Origin of the sequence: Aquibacillus sediminis (assembly GCF_005870085.1) — a bacterium.
GTDB classification, from domain to species: Bacteria; Bacillota; Bacilli; order Bacillales; family Amphibacillaceae; genus Aquibacillus_E; species Aquibacillus_E sediminis.
Genome location: NZ_SZNM01000006.1, coordinates 1 through 24,309 on the forward strand (window position 1 = coordinate 1; position 24,309 = coordinate 24,309).

19 protein-coding genes and 3 pseudogenes are annotated in these 24,309 nt (G+C 34.4%); 17 read left to right on the forward strand and 5 right to left on the reverse strand.

The genetic code is table 11. The features are described from left to right. Window positions 1-329 precede the first annotated feature (329 nt). From FCI53_RS08240 to FCI53_RS08255, 5 genes are all read left to right on the forward strand, one after another. Window positions 330-836 carry a CBO0543 family protein gene (locus FCI53_RS08240; RefSeq protein ID WP_138417721.1) on the forward strand — a complete coding sequence of 169 codons (507 nt, stop codon included), beginning with the start codon at window positions 330-332 and terminating at the stop codon, window positions 834-836. A 192-nt stretch (window positions 837-1,028) separates the two neighbouring features. After that, on the forward strand, window positions 1,029-1,244 hold the full coding sequence (locus FCI53_RS08245; RefSeq protein WP_138417723.1) for a hypothetical protein: 216 nt from the start codon (window positions 1,029-1,031) through the stop codon (window positions 1,242-1,244). 692 nt (window positions 1,245-1,936) lie between these two features. Further along, entirely contained in the window at window positions 1,937-2,494 is a 558-nt protein-coding gene (locus FCI53_RS21805) for a phage integrase N-terminal SAM-like domain-containing protein (protein ID WP_246050052.1), read from the forward strand. 39 nt (window positions 2,495-2,533) lie between these two features. After that, complete coding sequence (locus FCI53_RS21810; protein WP_246050053.1) at window positions 2,534-2,920, forward strand: tyrosine-type recombinase/integrase; 387 nt, start codon at window positions 2,534-2,536, stop codon at window positions 2,918-2,920. Between the two features lie 303 nt (window positions 2,921-3,223). After that, window positions 3,224-3,700: a CarD family transcriptional regulator gene (locus FCI53_RS08255; protein WP_138417725.1), complete on the forward strand. Its 477-nt coding sequence runs from the start codon at window positions 3,224-3,226 to the stop codon at window positions 3,698-3,700. A gap of 143 nt (window positions 3,701-3,843) precedes the next feature. Here the strand turns inward: FCI53_RS08255 and FCI53_RS22295 are convergent. The 4 genes and pseudogenes from FCI53_RS22295 to FCI53_RS08275 form a co-directional block, all read right to left on the reverse strand. Further along, a pseudogene (locus FCI53_RS22295) lies at window positions 3,844-4,233 on the reverse strand (transposase); the annotation flags it as partial. 179 nt (window positions 4,234-4,412) lie between these two features. Further along, entirely contained in the window at window positions 4,413-4,604 is a 192-nt protein-coding gene (locus FCI53_RS08265; protein ID WP_138417727.1) for a hypothetical protein, read from the reverse strand. 471 nt (window positions 4,605-5,075) lie between these two features. Then, window positions 5,076-5,279 (reverse strand): cold-shock protein, encoded by a 204-nt coding sequence (locus FCI53_RS08270; RefSeq protein ID WP_138417729.1) that lies wholly within the window; start codon window positions 5,277-5,279, stop codon window positions 5,076-5,078. A gap of 525 nt (window positions 5,280-5,804) precedes the next feature. Then, a complete protein-coding gene (locus FCI53_RS08275) occupies window positions 5,805-6,425 on the reverse strand; it encodes a hypothetical protein (protein ID WP_138417731.1) in 621 nt (206 codons plus the stop codon). Window positions 6,426-6,810: 385 nt separating this feature from the next. Here FCI53_RS08275 and dprA point away from each other — a divergent pair. The 3 genes and pseudogenes from dprA to FCI53_RS08295 all read left to right on the forward strand — a co-directional run bounded on the left by dprA (window position 6,811) and on the right by FCI53_RS08295 (window position 9,985). After that, window positions 6,811-7,604, forward strand: a pseudogene (gene dprA / locus FCI53_RS21815) (DNA-processing protein DprA). A 27-nt stretch (window positions 7,605-7,631) separates the two neighbouring features. After that, complete coding sequence (locus tag FCI53_RS08290; protein WP_138417737.1) at window positions 7,632-8,156, forward strand: hypothetical protein; 525 nt, start codon at window positions 7,632-7,634, stop codon at window positions 8,154-8,156. A 56-nt stretch (window positions 8,157-8,212) separates the two neighbouring features. Beyond that, entirely contained in the window at window positions 8,213-9,985 is a 1,773-nt protein-coding gene (locus FCI53_RS08295) for an ankyrin repeat domain-containing protein (RefSeq protein WP_138417739.1), read from the forward strand. A gap of 891 nt (window positions 9,986-10,876) precedes the next feature. Here FCI53_RS08295 and FCI53_RS22195 read toward each other — a convergent pair. Then, window positions 10,877-11,249: pseudogene (locus FCI53_RS22195) on the reverse strand (helix-turn-helix domain-containing protein); the annotation flags it as partial. 190 nt (window positions 11,250-11,439) lie between these two features. Here FCI53_RS22195 and FCI53_RS08305 point away from each other — a divergent pair. The 9 genes from FCI53_RS08305 (at window position 11,440) to ptsP (ending at window position 23,857) form a co-directional block, all read left to right on the forward strand. Continuing rightward, on the forward strand, window positions 11,440-12,183 hold the full coding sequence (locus FCI53_RS08305; RefSeq protein ID WP_171038109.1) for a MurR/RpiR family transcriptional regulator: 744 nt from the start codon (window positions 11,440-11,442) through the stop codon (window positions 12,181-12,183). A gap of 89 nt (window positions 12,184-12,272) precedes the next feature. Continuing rightward, a complete protein-coding gene (locus FCI53_RS08310; RefSeq protein ID WP_138417743.1) occupies window positions 12,273-13,724 on the forward strand; it encodes a glycoside hydrolase family 1 protein in 1,452 nt (483 codons plus the stop codon). A gap of 121 nt (window positions 13,725-13,845) precedes the next feature. Beyond that, a complete protein-coding gene (locus FCI53_RS08315; protein ID WP_171038110.1) occupies window positions 13,846-14,496 on the forward strand; it encodes a histidine phosphatase family protein in 651 nt (216 codons plus the stop codon). A 227-nt stretch (window positions 14,497-14,723) separates the two neighbouring features. Continuing rightward, window positions 14,724-16,670 (forward strand): beta-glucoside-specific PTS transporter subunit IIABC, encoded by a 1,947-nt coding sequence (locus FCI53_RS08320; protein ID WP_138418016.1) that lies wholly within the window; start codon window positions 14,724-14,726, stop codon window positions 16,668-16,670. Window positions 16,671-17,065: 395 nt separating this feature from the next. Beyond that, on the forward strand, window positions 17,066-17,923 hold the full coding sequence (gene licT / locus FCI53_RS08325; RefSeq protein WP_138417747.1) for a BglG family transcription antiterminator LicT: 858 nt from the start codon (window positions 17,066-17,068) through the stop codon (window positions 17,921-17,923). A 167-nt stretch (window positions 17,924-18,090) separates the two neighbouring features. Continuing rightward, the gene (locus FCI53_RS08330) at window positions 18,091-19,941 is read left to right on the forward strand and encodes a beta-glucoside-specific PTS transporter subunit IIABC (RefSeq protein WP_138417749.1); all 1,851 of its coding nucleotides are present in this window, start codon (window positions 18,091-18,093) and stop codon (window positions 19,939-19,941) included. A 260-nt stretch (window positions 19,942-20,201) separates the two neighbouring features. After that, window positions 20,202-21,638, forward strand: coding sequence for a glycoside hydrolase family 1 protein (locus FCI53_RS08335; RefSeq protein ID WP_138417751.1), 1,437 nt, complete (start codon window positions 20,202-20,204; stop codon window positions 21,636-21,638). Between the two features lie 230 nt (window positions 21,639-21,868). Beyond that, window positions 21,869-22,135 (forward strand): phosphocarrier protein HPr, encoded by a 267-nt coding sequence (locus tag FCI53_RS08340; protein ID WP_138417753.1) that lies wholly within the window; start codon window positions 21,869-21,871, stop codon window positions 22,133-22,135. 6 nt (window positions 22,136-22,141) lie between these two features. Continuing rightward, complete coding sequence (ptsP, locus tag FCI53_RS08345; protein WP_138417754.1) at window positions 22,142-23,857, forward strand: phosphoenolpyruvate--protein phosphotransferase; 1,716 nt, start codon at window positions 22,142-22,144, stop codon at window positions 23,855-23,857. Window positions 23,858-24,309: the final 452 nt, after the last annotated feature.

The window sequence follows — 24,309 nt, forward strand, 5'->3', positions numbered from 1 at the left end:
CTTATGAGTAAGTAGGAAAATTATAAATGGAATTATGATTGACCTGAGTTTGTGAATGAATACAATTGACTATAGCCTTAGCGGTGTGGAATAAGGAAAGTTGTCATTTCCTTAATACGTAGTAGACTTATACTGCGCAGTAAATATTTTTAATTTTTAATTGAATTTGTGAAAAAGCAGTACAAATTATCTGATTGTCTTTCTTATTTACTAATACTTTGCAACAAAAATCTTCACAATGATAAGATAAAAAAGTTATTGTGTATCCCTATAACTATATCTGACTTGGGAAAGGATAGTAATACGAATATCCGCGGAGGAATGGTTTAATGTACATTTTAATTAATGTTTTCTACTTAATAGCAGGATATATATGGGGAGATTTGAAAAACTGGAAGAAGTATTATTCAACCATCTTATTCCTCATTATTGGAGATTTTCTATATAATTTTCTGCTTTATAATGAGTCCATGTGGCTTTTTCATGATTTAATATTACCTAATCATACTCTGATTACAATCTTAGCTATGGTTGTTTCTTATTCTGCGACAGTGTTAATTTATCTGGGAAGATTTCCTGAAGGATGGCAAAAACGTTTTCTATGGTTTTTATTATGGGTTGGACTATATATGACAATAGAGTTCATAAACAGTAAATTAGGGTTTATCACATATCATAATGGTTGGAATTTGTGGTGGTCTTTCTTATTTACAGGTATTATTTTCTTCATTTTACCTATACACCACAAACGACCTATCCTAGCTTGGTTAATATCAATTGTAATTATAATCTCTTTATTGGGTATTTTTGATGTGAAAATAAGTGATATGAAATAGAGTAGACTAATCTTTGGAAGAAGAATAGTTGAAGATGATAAACCTAGAATACACTATCATAAAAATACAGAATAAAGATAACTTCTAGTGTAAACATACAAAAGTTTTATGGAGGTATTTCTATGCCAGAAAACCCGAAGATTACGCGAACTAGGCACATAATGGATTACATATCAAGAGAAATTAATGATAATGCGAATGTTAGTATATTTTATAGCAGATGATAAAAAGCCAAGGGAATTATGGTTAATTTATTATGAAGAACTTGATGTTTATATTAGTAAAATAACAGGGGCTTTGAGATATGAACGAGCTACAATACCAGTCGGATACACTTCTGAAGCTGTTAATAAAGAAGTACCGAGCAAAGCCGACATAGTTATGGGGTGTGTAATTTGTGGATACTAATTTTTATTGTATTTATCTTTTTTAACATAATTGCATATTTTGTTCCCAAAAAGATAACTAAAATAGAAATCTATGCGACATGTTTTTTTGCTTATGCATATGGTATGACTACTGATATGATATTAGATTTGCATCTTAACCTTTATGGTTATTTTCAGAAGGGATTTCAATGGATGGGGCTTCTCGGTATCATTTTATACTTTCCTTCAATAAGCTTTTTATTTCTAAATTATTATCCTTCTAAAAAAAGGTGACCAAAAAATGGTTTTACATTTTGCTTTGGTCTGTGTTCGCAGTTATTTTTGAATGGCTTTCTGTACAAGCTGGATATTTTTATTATAATGGGTGGAAACTTTGGTACTCTGGAGCGCTATATCCATTCATATTTTTAATTCTTGTGATGAATCATAAATTGGTTAAAGGACTGTTAAAAAAGTTCCATAACTCTTCTTAAACTATCGGGATTTTTGAAGAAGAAAATACGAAATAACTACAGAGCATTTGCTTCGCAGTACAACGATACTGTAAATACAAAACCATTAAGAGACGATTACTCCAAAGTAATTGTCTCTTTCTTACTTAAAGGCTAATTTCTAAGAAAATAAATAATCTACGCATACTTAGTTGGTATTTTTGGTGTTTGAATGGGTAATCCTTAGTTTACTAATTAAAACTAAGGAGAGTTGATCTTTATGAACCTAGCAGAGCAAATATTATCAGATTTAGTGGTAGCTTTAAAAGATTTGTACCCTAACATCGAAGTGGAAAATACCAAGAATAAATTGTCTACTGTTTTATCTGAGTATTATATTCAAAGAGTTGGGTTAGGTGAGGTTCATCCTGATCTTGAGGATAAAATACAATTGTTCATTTCGGCAAAAAGACTTGAAGGATTAAGTTCTATTACTCTTGATAACTATCTCCTAGAATTAAGTATGTTTGCTGACATCGTAAAAAAGAAGGCTGAGGACATAGCTATAGCAGACATTCGAATGTACCTAAGTAAAGAGGGGACGTTAAAAATGAGCACAATTAGAAAGAAACTATCTATTTTAAAGAGTTTTTTTAGTTGGTTAGTTTCAGAGGAATATATTAAACATGATCCAACTACTAAATTGAAAGCTCCAAAAGACGAATACAGACTTCCTAAATCCTTATCAATTGAAGAACTGGAAATGTTAAGAGAAGCCTGTGAAACAGATAGACAACGTGCTTTTCTTGAAGTATGCAACTGGCTGTCGTTTATCTGAAGTTCATGGATTAAATAAAGCTGATATCAATCAACAGAATTGAGCACTTTAGTTATAGGTAAAGGTGATAAGCAAAGGGAAGTCTATTTTTCAATTAGAGCAATGTATCATTTAGGTAAATATTTAAAAGAACGAAAAGATGATTGTGAAGCCTTGATGATTACAGATAGACAACCTTATAGAAGATTATCTAAACGAGTAATACAAAGAGAAATAGGAATAATCGCGAAAATAGCAGGTTTGCATGACAAGGTTAGTCCCCATGTTTTAAGACATACTTTTGCAACATTAACATTAAATAATGGAGCTGAACTCGTAGCAATTCAAGAATTGTTAGGTCACAATTCGCCGGATACCACACTAAGGTATGCAAAAATAACTCATGAAAGAAAACGTGAGCAGCATAAAAGATATCTAATTCAATAAAAGTGATTGTCATTAGACGGATACTGTGCAATAAATGTTTTTGAATTCAGGTGGCTTTGTGAAAAAGTGACTGGACCGATTTAGTCGTTTTCAATGGAAAGCTGATCTACGCTAATTATTAGGGGTTTTGAATATATGCTGGGAAATTAACCTTCCTTTATTGGTAATCAGATAAAATCCCAATTGTTTTTGTTTTTTTATATTTTTAAAGATAAATTAGTTGACTGTGAAGATTAAATTATGGTATTATTAAAAATTTGATAAAAAACAATAAATATGATATACTTAATAAGGTTACCATATATGGAGGTGGTTTTTTTGTTTGAAATTGGCGATAACATTGTTTATCCAATGCACGGAGTAGGTATAATTAAAGCCATAGAAGAAAAGGAAATCTCAGGGGAAAAACAACAGTATTATGTCATAAAAATGTTAATCAGTAATATGCAAGTCATGATTCCTACGGGTAAAATATTGAGTTCAAGTATACGCCCAGTTACTGACATAATTGCATTAAAACACATCACACACATTTTTCTGCATGGAGAATCAGATAGATTACTGCCGTGGAAACAGAGGTATAAAGTGAACACGGACAAAATAAAAACAGGTAAAATACAAGAAGGTGCTGAAGTTGTACGTGATTTAAAGCGTATGAAGAAAGAGAGAGCGCTTAATACAAGCGAAAAAAAAATGTTTGATAACGCACATGAATTTTTGATTAGTGAACTAAGATTAATTAAAGGGATCACTGAAAATCAAATTAAAATTTTCTGTTAAGGTTAATTATAGATAATGTATTACATCTCCCGAAAATATCCTGAATTTTTTGGGGATATGATTATTATTAAAAGTAAATCATTTCAAAGACATTCAACTTACTTTTAGTGCATTGGTATGTCAACACTAGACTGGACAAATAATTAAAGGTGCGTTGCTTTGTATTCAGCTGGTGTTTGATAATCTAATGAACTGTGGATACGAACATGGTTATACCAATGGACGTAATCAAAAAGTTCAAGGAAGTTCTTGTTGGTTAAGGAAAACACGACCATGTACAAATTCAGTTTTAATAGTTTTAAAGGTAGCTTTTTCTACGGCATTGTCAAAGGGTGTTCCTTTGTTACTTTATGATCGCTCGATTCCAAATGTCTTTAAAGCCTCATCAATAAGTGTTTTTAAATTCACTTCCCCAATCAGTGTGAAATAACTCCAGGCGATGAAGATTATATAGAACCGTTGCGAAAGCACGCTGAACTAATGCTGCATCCTTGTTAGGACCAGCACTTGTATCCTATAATTTCACGGTTATATTAAGTGATCGTCTATCCTTCGTATTTGACTGATACTACTCAAAAAAAGTTTGTTTGTGAAAGAAGTACTTTATAATAAAGAAGTTTTATTGAGGAAATAGTTGGCCTAACAATTGGATATTTATGCGTATGTATGTTTGTACCAAATTGCATTTTAAAGTTTAAAGGTAAGATGTACGCTATCCAATTTTTACCTTGTTCTTCAGCATATTAACAATTATGGAGGCGTTTGATAATAATTGTTCACGATAGCTGTCCTCGACTTCCTTAGAAGCCAACAAAGGTTCCATTTTTTGATGTAAGTAATCTTCTAATTTTAATTGGTTTTCCATTAAGAATGCGTTTAAATTTTCCTTTGTTGTGATTTTCATTTTCAATCTCTTCCTTCAATAATTTTTCAACTTCTAATTTATTTAGTATGAAAGTTCACTATATATATTAAAAAAAACTTTAAAGAAAAATCAATACTTAAATTATATTTCCACCACCATAGTTCTAAGAACAATATCAATTGAAGGCTTAGGTTCAAACTGTATATTTAATCTTAAAGAAGATTACTGCCCGTTAGACAGTTCAGATTAAAAATTCAAATTGAAAAAGTAGCTCAATTGAGGGTACAAATTGAACTTCTGTACTCCCAAACTGAACTACTTATATATACATTTAACATATTGTCAATCCAGTATGTTATACTGTAAACAACCTTTGAAGTTTTAAACTTTTTTTATTACTTGTACCATCTCCCTACTCGAACGTTGAGTAGGGTTTTTTATAGGATTTTATACAGACAACAAAAAAACAGGCCCCCATATAAAGAGCCTGTTTGTATAAACTATTTAAGATTAAGCACCTTTTTCAACGTTAGCAGCTTGTGGTCCACGGTTACCTTCTTCGACATCGAAAGTTACGCTTTGACCTTCTTCAAGTGTTTTAAAGCCTTCACCTTGGATAGCAGAGAAGTGTACGAATACATCGTCTTGTCCTTCTACTTCGATAAATCCAAAACCTTTGTCTGCATTAAACCATTTTACTGTACCTTTTTCCATTTTTGTTGCCTCCTAGTGCGTTACCACACATTGTATTACTATTCTTGCCCAAAAAGTATCATCAAGACGAAACGTCAATATTCATACTATCCTTTACACCGAACAAAAATAATTCTTATTCATCATAGCAGTAATCGATAGTAATTGCAAATCTTTGGGTTTAACTAAAATAGTAAAAATCCCATAAAGAAAAAGAAGAGCAACCATGCAATACAAACAAAGATCTTATAATTATCATTCTAATTAAGTTATCTTTGTTGAACTGAACGGGCACTTACTTTGAGAAGAACAACTAACAAAGCGAAGCCCTTGCTGCACAGTACAAATATACTGTTCAAAAGGAGCATGCAAGATTAGGTTAGTAAAGTTAAGTAACTGACTTCTTTTTTCTACTCTATTAAATAGAACCAAAAACGGGTCGGGCTTTTCATTGTAACCTTGGATATAAAAAAGTGTTTATTGTATATGAGTTTTTATTAAAAAACAGAAAAAGAGATGCTAGGATTTACTCCCAAGCGTCTCTTTTTAATGTAATCGGAACCTATACCCTTTTTGGGTCTCCTCGCTAGTCAATTTATCAAGTGCCCGGTTTACTTCTTGATTCGAATCATCTGCTTTGTATTCTTGCTTCCAAGTCCACGATAGTGAATTCGTTAAGCGTGAAAGGCTCGATCGTAAATGTTCTCTTTGCATTTCAGTTGCGTTCGATTGAATATCCGGATGGATAATTTCCGTGAGTTCTGTTAGTGTACGTGCGAGGTAATTTATCCATTCAAAAGAATTCTCAGAATAGTAGTTTGGTTTTTCTTTCATTAATTCGGCTAAAATAATTAATCTAGCCTCTCTATCTGTAAACCGTGATTGATCTAATACTTTTTTTATTGCCCTGGATTTTTGAAGATTAGTTAAGTCGTCAAAAAGGGCATCCTTATCAAGTTTCTTTAATGCATCAGCATCTATTCCAGTTATTTTACGATTAAGTAATAAATTGTACAGGCTAGTGAACTGCTTCTTAGATATGGACATATTAACTATTACCTCAAGTGCGTGCTGACTTGCTCTCTTCTTTGCAACCTCATTGTTTAAGTTCTTATCAATCTCGCGACTCTTTTTCATGCGTTTCATTTGAGCGGGTTTTGGCTGCACTTTGTCTATCAGTTCCTTGTCAGAATAATTTCCTATATTTTGTATGTACTCTATTGCTGATTGCTCTTCTGCACCAATAATTTTTTTAGAAGTATTATTGAGATGAAAACGTATTGTCTCCCTTTCTAATTTTGTACCAATTTTTATGCTGATTCTTGTAACTTGAACTTTTTTGTACTCATGATTAGAAGGATAGACTTACCAGATGAAATCATTATGGGTTGCATTGACAATGGTTAAGGGGTTAGGACCAAAAAGAATAAAAAGTCTGTACTACACTTTTCCAAAGTTAAAATTAGTAGATTTTAAAACTCCAAGAATTGAAGAGATAAAAAAAGTAATAAGAAATAAAAAAGTAAATGAATCGTTATCAGACTATACATTAATGGAACAGTATGTAAAAAAGGCAGAAGCCGACATAAAATATCATAAAGAAAATGATATAGAAGTTATTACTATAGTTGATAAGGAATACCCCGAAATATTAAAACAAATTGATAACCCTCCTATTGCCTTATATTGTAAGGGAAACATTGGTCTATTACAGTCACAAAAGACTTTGGCTATTGTGGGTACGAGAAATCCAACAAATACTGGTGAAAAGATGGCAAGAAGAACTGCCGAAATCTTTTCAAATAAAGGTTACGTTATTATAAGTGGACTAGCTTTAGGAATTGATACGGAAGCTCATATTGGAACCCTTGAGTCGAACGAAAAACGATTGCTGTTTTAGCCAATAGCCTAGATAAAATTTTACCTAAAGAGAATCAGCAATTAGCATTCGATATTCTTAATAAAGATGGTTTACTTGTCTCGGAATATCCGTTAAATGCCAAAACATTTCGTGCCGCCTTTGTTCAAAGGGATCGCATTCAAAGTGGGCTATCACTTGCTGTTTGCCCAGTACAAACAGATATCGTGGGAGGTACACAACATACTATTGAGTTTGCAAGAAAACAGGATCGTGTACTATTTTGTCCTGCCCCGACGGAAGATGTACCATCAACAAAAGGGATTAGGAAATTGCTAAAAGAAGGTGTATTACCAATTAATAACGGTCAAGACATTCCAGTTATTGAAAGGGCTATTTCAGAAAAAACACAAGAATTGTCTGATTCAAATCAATTAATCTTTGAAAGTGATAATAGCAACCTTCAACAGTTGAATCTGTTTGATTAAATTAGTCTGTAAAGGGGGGAGTTAATATTGACAAGTCTAGTTAAGGAGAATTTTGACACTCCAGAGGATATTTTTAATGAAATTGAAAAGGCTCTAAACGAAAATGATATTGAGGTGTACTCGAAAATAGATCATGACTATCATTTTATAATAGAGATTGGTTCGGATGAGAAGAAGATTGGTCGACTGAAAATTTATTATAATAAATTTTATCAATGTACATCTGTCTATATTATTGATCCAATAAAACCTAGTTATTTTAATATACTTTCTCAATTATTGCCGATTAAAAAGAAAAATGTCATACAGGAAGATCAATACATATCCTATTTACAGAATAATTATCACGCAAAAGTTGTATGTTTGTATGAGACGAATGACTATGTTTGCTATTCGATTTCTATGAAAAATGAGGATGTTTGGGTCAAAATAATAAAAAATGAAAAATTAGAATGTCAATTCTTAATGGGAGATTTTGACCTATTTGATCAAGTTCAATGTGTATTTGAAGATGAAATGTCAGCCTACTTAAATCTTGCATTAGCTGAATGAAAGATATTTTGGATAAAAGTGAGAGGGGGTAATTTAATGGTAAAGGTGGTAATCTCATGACTAAAACATTCTTCAACTTGGTTAGTGAAGGAAATGAACAAGAAATTAAAGATTTACTAGTGCATGGCCAGCAAGCTGATATTAAGGATAAAAACGGAAGGACCCCCTTGATGTATGCAGCATATTTTAACCATATTCGTATTATAGAAATGTTGGTTGAATATGCCCCACATAATCTAGATGTAACTGATCGTTATGGAAATACAGCATTGATGTTAGCATCTTATCGGGATAATGCAGATAGTGTGAAGTTATTATTGGTATTTGGAGCAAATTATTCTATTAGAAATGAAGATGGATTAAGGGCATATGAAATTGCCAATAAGTATAAATGCAATTGTGAAATAATACTACGTAATCGTTATATTGAAGGAAATATACAAAATTGGCAGTTATCTGCTGCCTATTCTGGAGATTTAAATATATTAAAAAAAATTCCTCATTCTAATTTGTGTCAATTGGATATTATTGTTTCAGCAGCACATTCTGATAATCGTGAGATAATGGAATGGACTTTTAAAAAAGGAATAAATAATTTCAATCAAATTCATAGAGCTTTTATTAGATTGATAATTAATAAAAATAATGAACTTATAAGTTTTATTGCAGATTTTATAGATATAGAAGAGCATATTAATTATACACATAATTATTCTTTTAATGAACTTGCTGTAATGAATCTACAAATGCAACAAGATTTAACTCCATTAAAGGCTTGTGTACAGTATGGAAATGAACATATTCTAAGGAAAATACTAAGTTATCTTCCTAATATAAATATGCAATCTGGATATTATAAGCAAACGCCCCTTATGTTAGCGTGTAAGCTTGGTAAATTAAAAACTGTAGAAATTCTCTTAAATGCAGGTTCTAATCTCGTAGTGGAGGATAAAGATAACAAGAGAGCTATAAATTATGCAATCGAAAATGGATATGTGGAAATTACAAGACTCTTGTTAGAAAGAGGATCTGAAATTGGAGAAACTATTGCGGATATTAAAAGTCTAATTGAAATATTTGTTAATGACAACACTAAAATGCTTGAACTGCTGTTAGAATATGGTCTAAATCCTAATAAAGACTTTAATGACAGGTACTTGCCTTTTGGTATGGAGTATTCATTTATAAGAAATATCAAATTCCGGAGTTTATTATCTTTTACGGCTGTAACTTTATCTTGTAATTGCATGAGGTTATTATTAGGTTCAGGAGCAGATACAAATCTAGGGTATCCATACACTGCTTTATCTTCTTTAGTAAGTGCAAGGAATAACGATTTCCCTTTACATATTAATCTAAATAGAAATTTAACTAAATTTAGAAATGAATGTTTAAAATTATTACTTGAGTATAACGGTGATGTTAACGTTATCACAACTAATGGAGAGCATATAATAATTCATGCTTTTGAAAACTTTATTCCATCAACTATAAATCTATTACTAAAATACTCCAAATGCTTGGATGTTAATATTGACCATCCGACAGTTTTAAATTATCTAAATGAAAAACATAATTTAGACAGTAGAATAATATCTACATCAACTATTGAGTTAGTTACGAAATTATATAATCTAAATTTGATAACAAGACAAATTCTAACTAAATATCAAACATCTTATGATAGATCTTGCAAAATATTATCTGGTAGAAATACAGTTTGTTTTAGTTGTTATAAGCCAATCTCAGAAGTAGAAAATAAAAAATGTAACAAATGTAACTGGATAATATGTGAATGCGGATCTTGTGGATGTAATTATATTGGATAAACGAACTGTTGAGGTTTATATAACCAGTGTAAAAAAACAAATGAAAAAAACTTTTTATTTAATGCAGCTATACAATATAAAAATGAGAATACTCAAAGATTTATTGATATGTTTATAGAAGACATACTGACAAAACACTCCATCTTCCATTTTATGTTGTCAAAAACTAATTTATACGTTAGCAAAATGCTAACATTTTGCTAACGCAATCAAGTGAATAACAGTAAATTCACGTTAAAGATGTTACACCTCTGATTTGCAAAAACGTTGTTATACCGTACCTTTGTAACACGTCGTTAACGATATTACACACTCTCACCTTAGGGGCGGCATGATGTAAGATAAAAAGTGGTACAGGCTCGCCCGGATGCGCACGCATAAGCAAAACCGCGTAAAGTCCCTGAAATTGGGGCTTGGAGAGGAATTGCTTATGACGGGAGCATCTAGCCTGTGCAACTAGATTGCCGTTCCAACCTATGATATGAGTGGGTTTTTAACTAAGGTGAGAGTGAAATGCTAACATTTTGCTAACATTGAGGTTTTTAACGGAGGCTTCTCATAAGTTCACTGAACTTTTGAGAGGCTTCTTTTTTCATCTTTTGCCGTTTGGTCATCTGTATTACCAAGCCTATTCTAAACTGTTCTAGTGCGACACCAACTACATAAAAGGAGTAATGGATTAGAGGAAATTTAGAAGTAATTTTCATTGCCTATTCCGTTTTCCATACAGACATGTTGAAGCTTTCGCAGAAACTGTTTTGAAAGAAAGGCGGTAGCGTAATAAAGATCCCCCTGTTAGTCACAGACTATTTTTCAATGTCTATAACTACAAGGAGATCTTTTTATTATTGATTTAAAATGAATATTATTCACACACAGAATGGCTCTGCTTTATCCTTTGTCTGATTTCTCCTTCATATGATTTATATCATCTCTTGGTGGGAGACCAAACATATGGGAATATTCTCGATTGAATTGTGACGGGCTTTCGTATCTTCTCAAAATGCGCCATCGGTAATATTTGTCCAAATTACTAATAACATTCGCCTAGCTTCCTGTAGTCTCAATTGTTTTTGGAACTGAATAGGGTTTATAGCCGTAACCGCTTTAAAGTGGCGATGAAGAGAAGCAACACTCCTATTTGCATATTCTGCAAGCTCATCAATTTTATAGGACTCGTCATAATTATTGATATATGTTCAATAACGTCTCCTATTCGCCTACCGTTGGTCCCCTATATTGCCATTTGCTTTAAATCCTCTCCATCCCAAACCTTGTAAAATCCAATAGAGACCTTATTTACCGTGAGGAGGAACGAGAAATGCTACCACCTTGTATGGTAGTAAGAGAAGCCATTTCCTAATTAAATTTAGCCGGAAGACAAAAGAACCCATAAAGTCGTATAATAATAATGTGGCATGCAGGATAATAAGATAGTAGTTGAGGTGGGGAACTTGGAACAACTAATTTATACTCTCTTAGCGTACATAAATAATTCTCTTGAAAAGGATATTAACTATTCGATAGCATTAAGTCTATTGGAACAAAGTGATAAAATAGAGGGATTCTCATTAGAAACAGCAGCTGAAGCGTGTAATGTTGCGCCGTCTACCATCAATCGTTTTTGCAAAAGGATAGGATTTAAAAATTTTTCACACCTAAGAAATAGTGTTGGTACATTTTCGAATGAACGTAATGATGAATTCTTGAACAATGACAGGTTTGAAGAACAACTAAAAGAAAATGTTGAAATGATTGAAAATATCAAATTAGAACAGATGGAGCGGATTGTTACAACAATTCACAAATCTAGAAAAATTGTTCTTTTAGGTTTTGAAAAGAATCAAGTCCAAGCGATGGAGCTACAAAAGAAATTGTTCCATCTAGGGAAATTCTGTGAATGTAGTACGAATCTTTTTAAACAAGTGGATGCTTTGTCTCTATTAACAGAGAAAGATATGATTATCACCATTTCTATTCAGGGAAACATCTTAATGAAGGATTTCTCCATCATTGATAAAATTAAAGCATCTAAAGGTAAGAAATTACTTATTACCTTTTCTGATGACTTCCACCAGACAGAAGTGTTTGATGAAGTTCTACAGTGTGGAAAAATTGAAAATAGTGTGGTTAGCACCTATACATTATTACGCTTGTTTGATGTACTGGTCCACAGGTATCAAAAGCAGTATCCATAAAAACTGGTCTCAATGAGACCAGTTTTTTTCATGTCATAAGTGTATCATTAATGATAGCTACTAAATAAAAAAATTGGGAGGTAACATTTATGACTAAGAGTCGTTTTCCAGAAGGTTTTTTATGGGGGGGAGCAACAGCTGCTAATCAGGTAGAAGGTGCTTATAATGAAGGTGGTAAAGGATTATCGATTTTTGATATGGTTCAGTTCGTTCCAAAAGAAGAACGAGGCAATGACATTGAGATGGATGTTAAAAGTAAAAAGGAATTAGAAGAATTATTGGCTGGTAAGGAGGGTGACAACTTCCCAAAACGTCGGGGGATTGATTTTTATCATCGCTATAAGGAAGATATTGCGTTATTTGCGGAAATGGGATTCAAAACCTTCCGTATGTCCATTTCATGGCCGCGTATTTTTCCTAATGGTGATGATAGTGAGCCGAATGAAGAAGGCTTAGCATTCTACGATAAAGTGTTTGACGAGTTGTTGAAGTATGGTATTGAGCCATTAGTGACACTATCTCACTATGAAATTCCATTAAGCCTAGTTCAAAAATACAATGGTTGGGCAGACCGCAGTGTAGTAGATTTGTTTGTTAACTATGCAGAAACAGTGTTTAACCGTTACAAAAATAAGGTGAAATACTGGTTAACCTTTAATGAGATTAACATTTCTGTATTCTCGCCATACATTGGAAGCGGAATTTTAATCGACGAAGTAGATCATAAGGAGCAAGCTGTATACCAAGCACTACATCATCAATTTGTCGCAAGTGCTAGAGCAGTAAAAGCATGTCATGACATCATACCAGATGCAAGGATTGGCTGTATGCTTGCGCGTATGGAAGTTTATCCCGAAACGTGTAATCCAAATGATGTCTTAGCTACTTTAGATGAGGATCAAAAGAATTTATTTTTTACGGATGTTCAAGTACGAGGTTACTATCCAAGCTTTATGCTTCGTTATTTTGAAGAGAAAAATATTGAGATTGACATGCTTCCAGGTGATGAAGAACTTTTATTAAATCACACAGTAGACTTCCTGTCGTTCAGCTACTATATGTCGATGGTTGCTACCGCTAATGATAAGGAAAAAGAATTAGGAAACTTCTTCACGGGCGTGAAAAACCCATACTTGAAAGCATCCGATTGGGGCTGGCAAATCGATCCTAAGGGGTTACGCATCACGTTGAAAAAAATGTATGACCGTTACCAAGTTCCTTTATTTATTGTAGAAAATGGATTGGGTGCCTACGATAAAGTGGAAGAAGACGGTTCGATCAATGATGATTATCGCATTGACTATCTAAAAGCGCATATTGAACAAATGGGAGAGGCAATAAAAGAGGGGGTGGATCTAATGGGTTACACTAGCTGGGGTTGTATTGACCTTATTTCTGCAGGTACCTCTGAAATGTCTAAGCGTTATGGGTTTATCCATGTAGATCAAGATGACTATGGTAAAGGGACACTAGCAAGAACGAAGAAAAAATCGTTTGACTGGTATAAACATGTTATTGCAACGAATGGGGAAAAGCTGTAATTGTTAAATAGACAGTGTTCTAATCCTTGAATGGGTTGGAGCGCTGTTTTTATGAATATTCATAGACATATCAGACTGTAACGAATTGTCTTTGAAAATGGAGGAGATTGAAGGTGTTCTCATGGGGAAAGTAAAATTATATCTAATCAGACATGGAAAAACATATTTAAATCAGTATGAAAAAATGCAAGGTTGGGCGGATAGCCCCTTAACAGAAGAAGGTAAAGTAGTTGCGCTCGAGACGGGGAAGAAATTAGCTAATATTTCCTTTGACCGTGTCTACACAAGCGATTTAGGAAGAACGGTTGAAACTGCAGAAATTCTTCTCGGACAAAATCATTATAACGACAATTTAGCCATTAGAAAGACAAAGGAATTTAGGGAATTATTTTTTGGGAGCTTTGAAGGGGAGTATAATGAGGTTGCTTGGAGTAAGGTAGCCAAGGAGAAGGGGCTGTCGAGCAATGAAGAAATGATACGCGACCACCCAATGGAAGAAATAGTGGAGTCCATGCATAAGGCGGACCCACTACACCAAGCAGAATCTTTCGAAGAGTTCTCAAGACGTATTAAAAAAGGGTTAGAACTCATTATTGCTGAAAGACAAAAAGAGGATGAAAATATACTGCTTGTTAGTCATGGTGTTGTGATCATGCATTTAATTCATAAGTTTTCCGATGAACCGATTATCCCAATAGAAATTAACAACTCTAGTATTTCACATATCGAGTATGCTGAAGATAAATATAAAGTCATTTCTTATAATCAATAAAGCAATTTGGCAAAGTGAAAAACATTTAAAAAAAGCGCTTGAAAACGTTTTATTTGCATGCTATAATTTCCTTAAATTCAATAAAACATTTAGGAATGTTACCAATTACGGGCATAACCTGAATGGATAGAAACGCACTACTATGTGTGCATTCTGTCCATTCAGGTTTTTTTATTCCCTAAAATTCATTCCTAATAAAAAATTATAAAAGGAAGAAGGTATTCATGATGAAATACGAGCAACTGGCCAAAGATATTATTAAAAATGTCGGTGGAAAAGAAAACGTTAACAGTGTTGTGCATTGTGTGACTCGTTTGCGATTTAAGTTAAAAGATGAAAGTAAAGCGAACACAGAAGTATTGAAAAATATGGATGGGGTAGTTACGGTCATGAAAAGTGGTGGCCAGTATCAAGTGGTTATTGGAAACCATGTCCCAGATGTGTACAAAGAAGTTTTGGAGGTTGGAGATTTTTCCAAAAGTCAAAACGAAAGTGATACGGAAGAAGAAAAAGGAAGTATTCTTAATCGATTTGTAGATATGATCTCTGGAATTTTTACACCAATTTTAAGTGTTTTAATTGCAGCCGGTATGATCAAAGGTTTAAATGCATTGTTTGTTGCACTTGGATGGCTAGATGATACAAGTGGAACTTACCAAATTTTAAATGCAACAGGCGATGGTCTCTTTTACTTCTTACCAGTCCTATTAGGTTACACAGCAATGAAAAAGTTTGGCGGTACACCGTTTCTAGGTATGGTTATTGCAATGGCGCTTGTGTATCCGTCTTTAGAAGGAATACCAGGGTCTAGTGAGCCGCTTTATACATTGTTTGCAGGAACTGTATTTGAATCACCTGTTTATATTGAATTTTTAGGTGTTCCAATTATTTTAATGACTTATTCTATGTCTGTTATTCCAATTATTATTTCAACGTTTTTCGCAGCAAAAGTAGAAAGATTCTTTGCTAAAATAACACCAGCTGTTGTAAAAACCTTCGTTGTACCAATGGCAACGCTGTTAATCATTGTACCGATTACCTTTATTGTTATTGGGCCAATTGCAACTTGGGCAGCACAATTGTTAGGTGATGGAACGGTTTGGATATATGATCTAAGTCCTGTTATTGCAGGTATCTTTGTCGGTGCTTTTTGGTTAGTATTTGTAATGTTCGGACTTCATTGGGGACTTGTTCCTATTGCCATTAACAACATAACAGTTCAAGGCGCTGATCCGGTAATTATACCAATGATGTTTGCGCATTCATTCGCTTTAGCTGCAGCAATTTTAGCTGTATGGATTAGAACAAAAAATAAAAAGACGAAAACACTAAGTGCACCGGCATTTATGTCCGCTCTTTTTGGTGTAACTGAACCTGGTATGTATGGTATCGCATTACCACTTAAAAAACCATTTATCTTCACACTGATCGCATCAGGTATCGGTGGAGGTATCTTAGGTCTCTTCGGAACAACTGCTTATGTAATGGGTGGTATGGGTATATTCCAAATTCCAAGTCATATTCATCCAGAAGAAGGGATGAACTTGGCGTTTGTCGGGTCGTTTATTGGTATTGGTGTAGCTAGTGTACTAGCATTTGTATTAACTTATTTCTTTGGTGGATTTGGAAAAGAAGAATCTACACAAGAGACTTCGAAAGAAAATGAAACAACACTATCTTCAAATGAAGGTGGAAAAGTTGAAATCGTAAGCCCATTAAAAGGAGACATTGTTCCATTAAATCAAGTTTCTGACGAAGCATTTGCAACAGGTCTTCTAGGTAAAGGTATTGCAATTGAGCCTTCAGAAGGTAAACTAATTGCACCAGTATCTGGTACAGTAACTGCTTTATTCCCAACTAAGCATGCTGTTGGTCTTACAACGGATGAAGGAGTAGAGTTATTGATTCATGTTGGAATGGATACGGTGAATCTTGAAGGTAAATTCTTCACGGGACATGTAGCACAAGGGGACCGTGTAGAAAAAGGAACACTACTTGTAGAATTTGATATTGCATCTATTAAGAAGGCTGGTTATAAACTTACTACACCTGTACTTGTAACCAATCATGATGCCTATGAGCTGACAACTACAGATCAAAAACAAGTCAATGTAGATGATGTATTAATCATAGTAGAAGATGGTACTGAACAAACTGCAAGCAATGCAGTATAAATAGTTATATGGAACAGCAATGTAGTACACCTCCTTGCTGTTCCTTTTTTAGATTAAAATGATAAAACAGTAGTTACAAGTAAATACGGTTGAAGTAACACAGCATCACAACGTCGCCTCGTTTATTGGAGGGTTGGGAAATAATCCATTGACAATATAGTATTAGAATGTTATAAATTATAAAAGATACCGTTTACAATTAAATGAAGTGGATTGTTACTGTTCGGCAGGCAAAACCTAAATTTGTAGAAGAATATTTGACTTTTCGATATTCTTTATACTTATTTGGGTTTTTTTATTTTTAAAAAACTAATACTATAAAAAAAGTGGCGTGCTCGGAAAAATGCCAAGTTCTTTCTATATTAAGTATAAATTTTTGAACAAGGGCTGATTAAATGGAGATCAAAAAAGTATTTAATAATAATGTAGTTTTGACCGAAAATGACAAGCAGCAAGAAATGGTTGTAATGGGGAAGGGATTAGCGTTTCAAAAAAAGGTTGGACAACCGATTGAGTTAGATAAAATTGAAAAAAAGTTTGTGCTAGAGGATCAAGGGTTGTCAGATAAATTAGCGGAATTACTCGTAGATACGCCAGAGGAATACTTAGAACTTTCTCATCGTATTTTGGATTATGCAAAGTCTCAGTTATCCTATAAAATTGATGATTACCTTTACGTAGCTTTAACAGACCACCTGCATTTTGCTGTTAGTAGGCAAAAAGAGGGAATTGAAATTAAAAATCCACTCGTTTGGGAAATCAGAAAGTACTATAAAGAAGAATTTCAGGTTGCATTAAAAGCCCTTGATTTCATAGAAGAAGAGACAGGGGTTAGATTTCCTGAGGATGAAGCGGGATTAATCGCTCTTCACCTATTAAACAGTCAGCTGACTGGAGACAATATGGACGCTGCTATTCAAGTAACGAAAATGGTCAATAATATTCTAAATATAGTCAAATATCATTTCGATATGAAGCTTGATGAAAGTTCTATTAATTACGAAAGGTTTCTAACTCACTTGCGTTTCTTTGCTATGCGTTTTGTTCGTAAAGAAATGGAGCAGGAAAGTCAGACGGATGAGTTTTTATTTGAGCAAGTGAAAAAGAAATATGAACAAGCTTACTTGTGTAGCGAAAAAATTGCCAAGTATGTGGCAAAGACGTATGATTGGAACATTTCTAATGATGAAAAAATATATTTAACCTTGCATATTCACCGTGTAACAAACCGTCAAGCATGGATTAATAACTAATATTTATAGATTGTCTCGATAGAAACTAAATTGCCTTTTGTTAGTATATGTAAAAGGATATTAGACCTTTGCAATACTTGGACAAAGCCAGTTTAGTTTTTTCTTATGTCAGTGACAAATAAGGCGTACACCACTAAAATTGAATCATGACTAAAGGAGGCACGGCAATGGATTATGCACAGATAGCTAAAGATATAGTAATGTATGTAGGTGGAGAAGACAATATTAGTTCAGTAGGCCATTGTACAACTCGCTTAAGATTTAAACTGAAAAATAGTGATTTAGTTGATAAAGCTCTAGTTAGTAAATTACCTGGTGTAATTCAAGTGAAGCAAATTGCAGGCCAATTTCAAATTGTAATAGGAACAGAAGTAAATGATGTTTTTCGAGAAATAATGAAACAGACACAGTTAGAGGACACGAATAAAAAGCAAAGTCGTGACGAAAAAGGATCGCTATTTAATGGAGCTATTGATATAATATCAAGTATTTTCACGCCTTTATTAGGGACGATGGCTGGTGCAGGTATTTTAAAAGGATTCTTAATCGTTGCAACTTCGCTAGGTGTGTTAACAGAGGCGGATGGAACGTATATCATATTACATGCTGCAGCAGATAGTCTATTCTACTTTTTACCAGTTCATCTTGCCTTCACAGCTTCCAAGAAATTTAGTACTGACCCGCATGTGGCGGTTGCTATTGCATGTGCACTATTTTACCCTGATATTATTAATGCATATAATCAGGAATTGGACCTCAATATTTTTGGGATCCCTGTTGTGTTGATGACGTATGCCACTTCAGTTATCCCAATTATACTAGCAATCTATGTTACCTCTAAGATTGAGTCCATTTTGAATAAAGTTTATCCAAGCACCATAAAAAAATTCTTTATACCATTAACCCTAATCGCTATGATGGTACCTTTGACTTTATTAATTTTTGGTCCAATAGGAAACACTCTCAGCGAATGGCTTGGGGGCGGTTATTCCTTTGTTTATGATAATAGTGCATTAGTTGCGGGAGTGTTACTGGGGGCTTCTTGGCAAATTTTGGTTATCTTTGGATTACACTGGGGGCTTGTCCCAATTGCATTAAATAATTTAAGTCAATTTGGCCAAGACACATTTACTGCTATGATTACTCCAGCTATTTTTGCTCAAGCAGGCGCTGCTTTAGGTGTTTGGCTAAAAACGAAACAAAGCAAGGTGAAATCTATTGCTGCACCAGCAACAATCGCTGGCTTGTTCGGTGTAACAGAGCCAGCAATTTATGGAGTTACGTTGCGTTTTAAGAAACCTTTTATTATTGGGTGTGTTGGTGGGGCCATTGGTGGAGCCATTGTTGGTGTCTCAGGTGCAGGATCCTCCTCGGTAGGTGTACCAGGAATTACTACCTTACCTATTTTCTTCGGTGAGGGATTTGTGTTGTTTTTATTAGGTACCTTGATTGCCTTTTTAATCTCGATGATTATTACTTACTTCTTAGGTTATGAAGTGGAAATAGAAAGTGAAATGATCAAGGAAATCGATGACCGATCCAAAGTTGAGAATAAAGCGCTTGATGACTCGATTGTACTTAGTCCGCTAACAGGTGCAATCATAAGCTTAGAAGATGTAAACGATGATGTGTTTTCCTCGGAGGCAATCGGGCCCGGTGTTGCCATTGTCCCAATTGAAGGAAAACTACATGCACCATTTACTGGTTCCGTTACATCCATATTTCCAACGAATCATGGCATTGGTCTCACCTCAGATGCAGGCATTAAAGTGCTCATCCATATTGGTATCGAAACAGTGCAGTTAGACGGTAAATTTTTCGATATGAAGGTAAAGTATGGAGATAGGGTAGAGCAAGGGCAAGTGCTTGGGACATTTGATATTGAAGGTATTACAAAGGAAGGTTTCGAAATCACTTCCCCAGTTGTCATTACAAACTCTCATGAATACTTAGATGTGATCAATGGAGAAGATGAAAATACAGTGGCTGGTGATCGTTTATTGACAGTCTTAAAGTAAATATGAAGTATTTGTTAAGTATAATAGAAGGTAGTAGGTAAACCTTTACATTCTAACAGTAGAATGCTATATTATATATACAAATAAATATAATTTATGGATTGTTACTGATAAGCAGGCAAAACCTAAGTTGCTATAGAAATGGGAGAGGTTCTTCCAATTTTCTATAGTGGCTTAGGTTTTTTTATTGGTAATGACCCAGTTATCTCTTAATACAAGAGAAAATAATGATTTATAAATTTTAATTGAGGTGATGAATAATGACAGTTAAATTTCCAGAAGGATTCCTATGGGGCGGTGCAACTGCTGCAAACCAACTAGAAGGTGCATATCAAGAGGGTGGAAAAGGGCTTAATTTGGCTGATGTATTACCAGGAGGTAAAGAAAATAGATTAAAACTTTTATCATCAACTGGATTCGATTTTGAAATCGATAAATCAAAATACACTTACCCTAACCATGAGGGTATTGATTTCTATCACCGCTATAAAGAAGATATTGCTTTATTTGCAGAAATGGGATTCAAAACATTCCGTATGAGTATTGCTTGGTCTCGTATCTTTCCAAACGGAGATGAACTAGAGCCAAACGAAGAAGGGCTAGCATTTTACGATCGGGTATTTGATGAACTAGCTAAATACAATATCGAGCCATTAGTAACGATAGCTCACTACGAAACACCACTACACCTTATCAAAGAATATGGTGGTTGGAGAAATCGTAAATTGGTTGAATTCTTTGAACGCTATGTAACCGTTCTATTCAACCGCTACAAAGATAAAGTGAAATATTGGTTAACATTTAATGAAATCAACGGTGCGACACACATGCCACTACTTGGACTTGGTTTTTCACCTGAAAGTGAAGAAACACGTCTGCAAGACAGCTTCCAAGGACTTCATCATCAATTTGTTGCAAGTGCCAAAGCTGTGCAACTAGGACACGAAATTATTCCAGGTTCACAAATTGGTTGTATGTTAATCTATGCACCTGTTTATTCTTATGACAGTAATCCTGAAAATGTTGTCTATGCACAGCAAGAAGCCCGTATATTTAATAATTTCTGTGGAGATGTACAGGTTCGTGGTGAATATCCAAGTTTCATCGACCGTTACTTCAGAGAGAATGATGTCAATATTGAAATGGAAGAAGGGGACCTTGAGCTAATTAAAGAAGGTACAGTTGATTTCATTTCATTCAGCTATTACATGTCACGTACGGATAAAAAGAACAAAACACCTGAAGAGATCGGTCAAGGTAACTTAATTGGAGGAGTAAAGAATCCATTCTTAAAAGCTAGTGATTGGGGATGGGAAATCGATCCAGTCGGTCTACGTGTTTCTTTAAATGAATTATATGGTCGTTACCAAAAGCCTTTATTTGTAGTCGAAAATGGTTTAGGTGCCTATGATAAGGTTGAAGAAGATGGAAGCATTAACGATGACTATCGAATTGATTATTTAAGAGAACACATTAGAGCTATGGGCGAAGCGGTTGATGATGGCGTAGAATTAATGGGCTATACGTCTTGGGGGTGTATCGACTTAGTTAGTGCATCTTCAGGTGAAATGTCGAAGCGTTATGGCTATATCTATGTAGATAAGCAAGATGATGGCAGTGGTACATTTGAACGTAGTAGAAAAAAATCGTTCTTCTGGTATAAAAATGTGATTGCAACAAATGGTCAAGAACTTTAATAAATGGTTGGTATACAGATACTTCTTATTTAGGTTGAACGGAGAGAGAATAGATCTTCTATTCTCTCTTTATTCTTAAATCTTTTAAATATGAGTTGAGAATTATAGATGAGTCATGCAAAACATCTCCAATCAATCCTGTGCGTAGGGTGGAAATTCGATTACATTGGAAATTAAAGCAGAAATGAATAGATAAATAGTGTAAAAAAATGGAAGTGAGGAGAATAGGAATGGTACAAAAAACATTAACAATTACAGATAATACAGGAATTCATGCCCGACCGGCGACGACTCTAGTAAATAAAGCAGGAACCTTTAATTCAGATGTTACATTAGAATATAACGGTAAATCTGTAAACCTAAAATCAATCATGGGGGTTATGTCACTAGGTGTCCCTAAAGATGGAAAAATTACAATTAAAGCTGAAGGTTCCGACGAGCAAGAGGCCATTGACGCAATTTACGAAGTGATTAAACAAGAAGGATTAGGAGAGTAATCACATATGAGTAATGTAATCGGTATAGCAGCTTCAAAAGGGATTGCCATTGCTAAAGCATATGTTTTGGCTACTCCTGATCTGTCTTTTGAGAAAAAGAAAGTAGAAGACTCAGAATCTGAAATTGAACGCTTGGACCAAGCAATACAAATTTCAAAGCAGGAATTAGAAAAAATCAAAGAAAACGCTAGAAAATCATTAGGGGATGAGCATGCAGAAATTTTTTCAGCTCACCTATTAGTATTAACAGATCCAGAAATGATAAATCCGATTCAAGATAAGATTAAATCAGAACAAGTTAACGCAGAGGCTGCGCTTGAAGAAACTGCAAATATGTTCGTAGACATGTTTAAAGCAATGGACAATGAATACATGAGAGAACGTGCAGCAGATATTCAAGACGTAACAAAACGTGTGAAGGCACACTTGTTAGGTGTTACATTTCCTGATCCTGCATTAATTGATGAAGAAGTAGTTGTTATAGCAGAAGACCTTACACCATCAGACACAGCACAATTAAATAAGCAATTTGTAAAAGGATTCACTACAAATATTGGTGGGCGTACATCTCACTCCGCTATTATGGCAAGATCGCTAGAAATCCCAGCTGTAGTCGGGACAAAGACAATTTTAAGTGATGCTTCTGACGGCGACATGATTATTGTTGATGGTATTGATGGCATAGTTATCATTAACCCAAGCGAAGAAGAACTTGCCTCTTACAAAAAGAAACAAGAAGACTTTGAAGAGCAAAAACGTGTTTGGGCCAAGTTAAAAGATGAACCAACTGTTTCTGCTGACAATGTACATGTGGAGTTAGTTGCTAATATCGGTACACCCGAAGATGTTACAGGTGTTATAAACAATGGTGGTGAAGGGGTAGGGCTTTACCGCACGGAGTTTTTATACATGGGTAAAAGTGAACTGCCAACGGAAGAGGAGCAGTTCGAAGCTTATAAATCGGTTCTAGAGCAAATGGGAGAAAAACCTGTTGTCGTTCGTACATTGGATATTGGTGGTGATAAAGAACTTAGTTACTTAAAGCTTCCAGAAGAGATGAATCCATTTTTAGGTTACCGTGCGATTCGTCTGTGCATAGAGCGTGATGATATTTTCCGTATACAGTTACGTGCACTATTACGTGCTAGTACATATGGTAACCTAAAAATCATGTTCCCAATGATTGCAACTTTGGAAGAATTCCGCCAAGCAAAGGCAATTCTTTTAGAAGAGAAAGAAAATCTTAAGAGTGAAGGATATGACATTTCTGAATCTATCGAAGTGGGAATTATGGTTGAGATTCCTTCCACTGCAGTAGCTGCTCGTCAGTTTGCGAAAGAGGTTGACTTCTTCAGTATCGGAACAAACGACCTTATCCAATATACCATGGCTGCAGACAGAATGAACGAACGTGTTTCATACTTATATCAACCATATCATCCAGCAATACTAAACCTAGTTAATAATGTGATCGAGGCTGCACATGCAGAAGGTAAATGGGCTGGAATGTGTGGTGAAATGGCTGGAGATTCCATTGCAATTCCAATTCTATTAGGTTTAGGCCTTGATGAATTTAGTATGAGTGCAACTTCAATCTTACCTGCACGTACACAAATTAAAGACTTGTCTAAGGAAAAAATGACTTCTTATAAAGACGACTTTCTTTCTATGGATACTGCTGATGAAGTGGAAGCATTAATTAGAAAAATATCTAAACAATAATTCAAAACACTCTCACCGTAGGGGCGGCATGATGTAATAATAGAAAGCGGAAAGGGATTGCCAGGCGCGACACGCATAAGCAGAGCGCCGCAAATGATCTGCTCTTTGGTCATTGGAGGTGAACTGCTTATGACGCTAGCGACTAGCCCTTGTAGCTGGACTGCCGTTCCAAACCTTGATGTATAAGCATTTCGGGGCAGTATGCTAACAAACTGCTAATATAAAGTTTAAAATATGACTTCTCATTAATTTCTTTGAAATTTTGAGAAGTCTTTTTTCTTGTGCTTACATTAAAAGTAAATTTAAGATGTTAATATAATAATTAATTGACAAGGTTGATTTACCTTAACGATGTACAGATTGTCATTATAAATTTAAAATTTGGATGTTTATTTTTAAGGGAGAGAACGGTTTGAAAACTATCGATACTATTTTTGAGGAATTTTTAGAAC

What these genes read in the sequence shown, in the direction of transcription:
- FCI53_RS08240 (WP_138417721.1), top strand. Translation starts at nt 330, where the DNA reads ATGTACATTTTAATTAATGTTTTCTACTTAATAGCAGGATATATATGG.
- FCI53_RS08245 (WP_138417723.1), top strand. Translation starts at nt 1,029, where the DNA reads ATGCGAATGTTAGTATATTTTATAGCAGATGATAAAAAGCCAAGGGAA.
- FCI53_RS21805 (WP_246050052.1), top strand. Translation starts at nt 1,937, where the DNA reads ATGAACCTAGCAGAGCAAATATTATCAGATTTAGTGGTAGCTTTAAAA.
- FCI53_RS08255 (WP_138417725.1), top strand. Translation starts at nt 3,224, where the DNA reads ATGGAGGTGGTTTTTTTGTTTGAAATTGGCGATAACATTGTTTATCCA.
- FCI53_RS08265 (WP_138417727.1), bottom strand. Translation starts at nt 4,604, where the DNA reads ATGAAAATCACAACAAAGGAAAATTTAAACGCATTCTTAATGGAAAAC.
- FCI53_RS08270 (WP_138417729.1), bottom strand. Translation starts at nt 5,279, where the DNA reads ATGGAAAAAGGTACAGTAAAATGGTTTAATGCAGACAAAGGTTTTGGA.
- FCI53_RS08295 (WP_138417739.1), top strand. Translation starts at nt 8,213, where the DNA reads ATGACTAAAACATTCTTCAACTTGGTTAGTGAAGGAAATGAACAAGAA.
- FCI53_RS08310 (WP_138417743.1), top strand. Translation starts at nt 12,273, where the DNA reads ATGACTAAGAGTCGTTTTCCAGAAGGTTTTTTATGGGGGGGAGCAACA.
- FCI53_RS08315 (WP_171038110.1), top strand. Translation starts at nt 13,846, where the DNA reads ATGGGGAAAGTAAAATTATATCTAATCAGACATGGAAAAACATATTTA.
- FCI53_RS08320 (WP_138418016.1), top strand. Translation starts at nt 14,724, where the DNA reads ATGAAATACGAGCAACTGGCCAAAGATATTATTAAAAATGTCGGTGGA.
- licT (WP_138417747.1), top strand. Translation starts at nt 17,066, where the DNA reads ATGGAGATCAAAAAAGTATTTAATAATAATGTAGTTTTGACCGAAAAT.
- FCI53_RS08330 (WP_138417749.1), top strand. Translation starts at nt 18,091, where the DNA reads ATGGATTATGCACAGATAGCTAAAGATATAGTAATGTATGTAGGTGGA.
- FCI53_RS08335 (WP_138417751.1), top strand. Translation starts at nt 20,202, where the DNA reads ATGACAGTTAAATTTCCAGAAGGATTCCTATGGGGCGGTGCAACTGCT.
- FCI53_RS08340 (WP_138417753.1), top strand. Translation starts at nt 21,869, where the DNA reads ATGGTACAAAAAACATTAACAATTACAGATAATACAGGAATTCATGCC.
- ptsP (WP_138417754.1), top strand. Translation starts at nt 22,142, where the DNA reads ATGAGTAATGTAATCGGTATAGCAGCTTCAAAAGGGATTGCCATTGCT.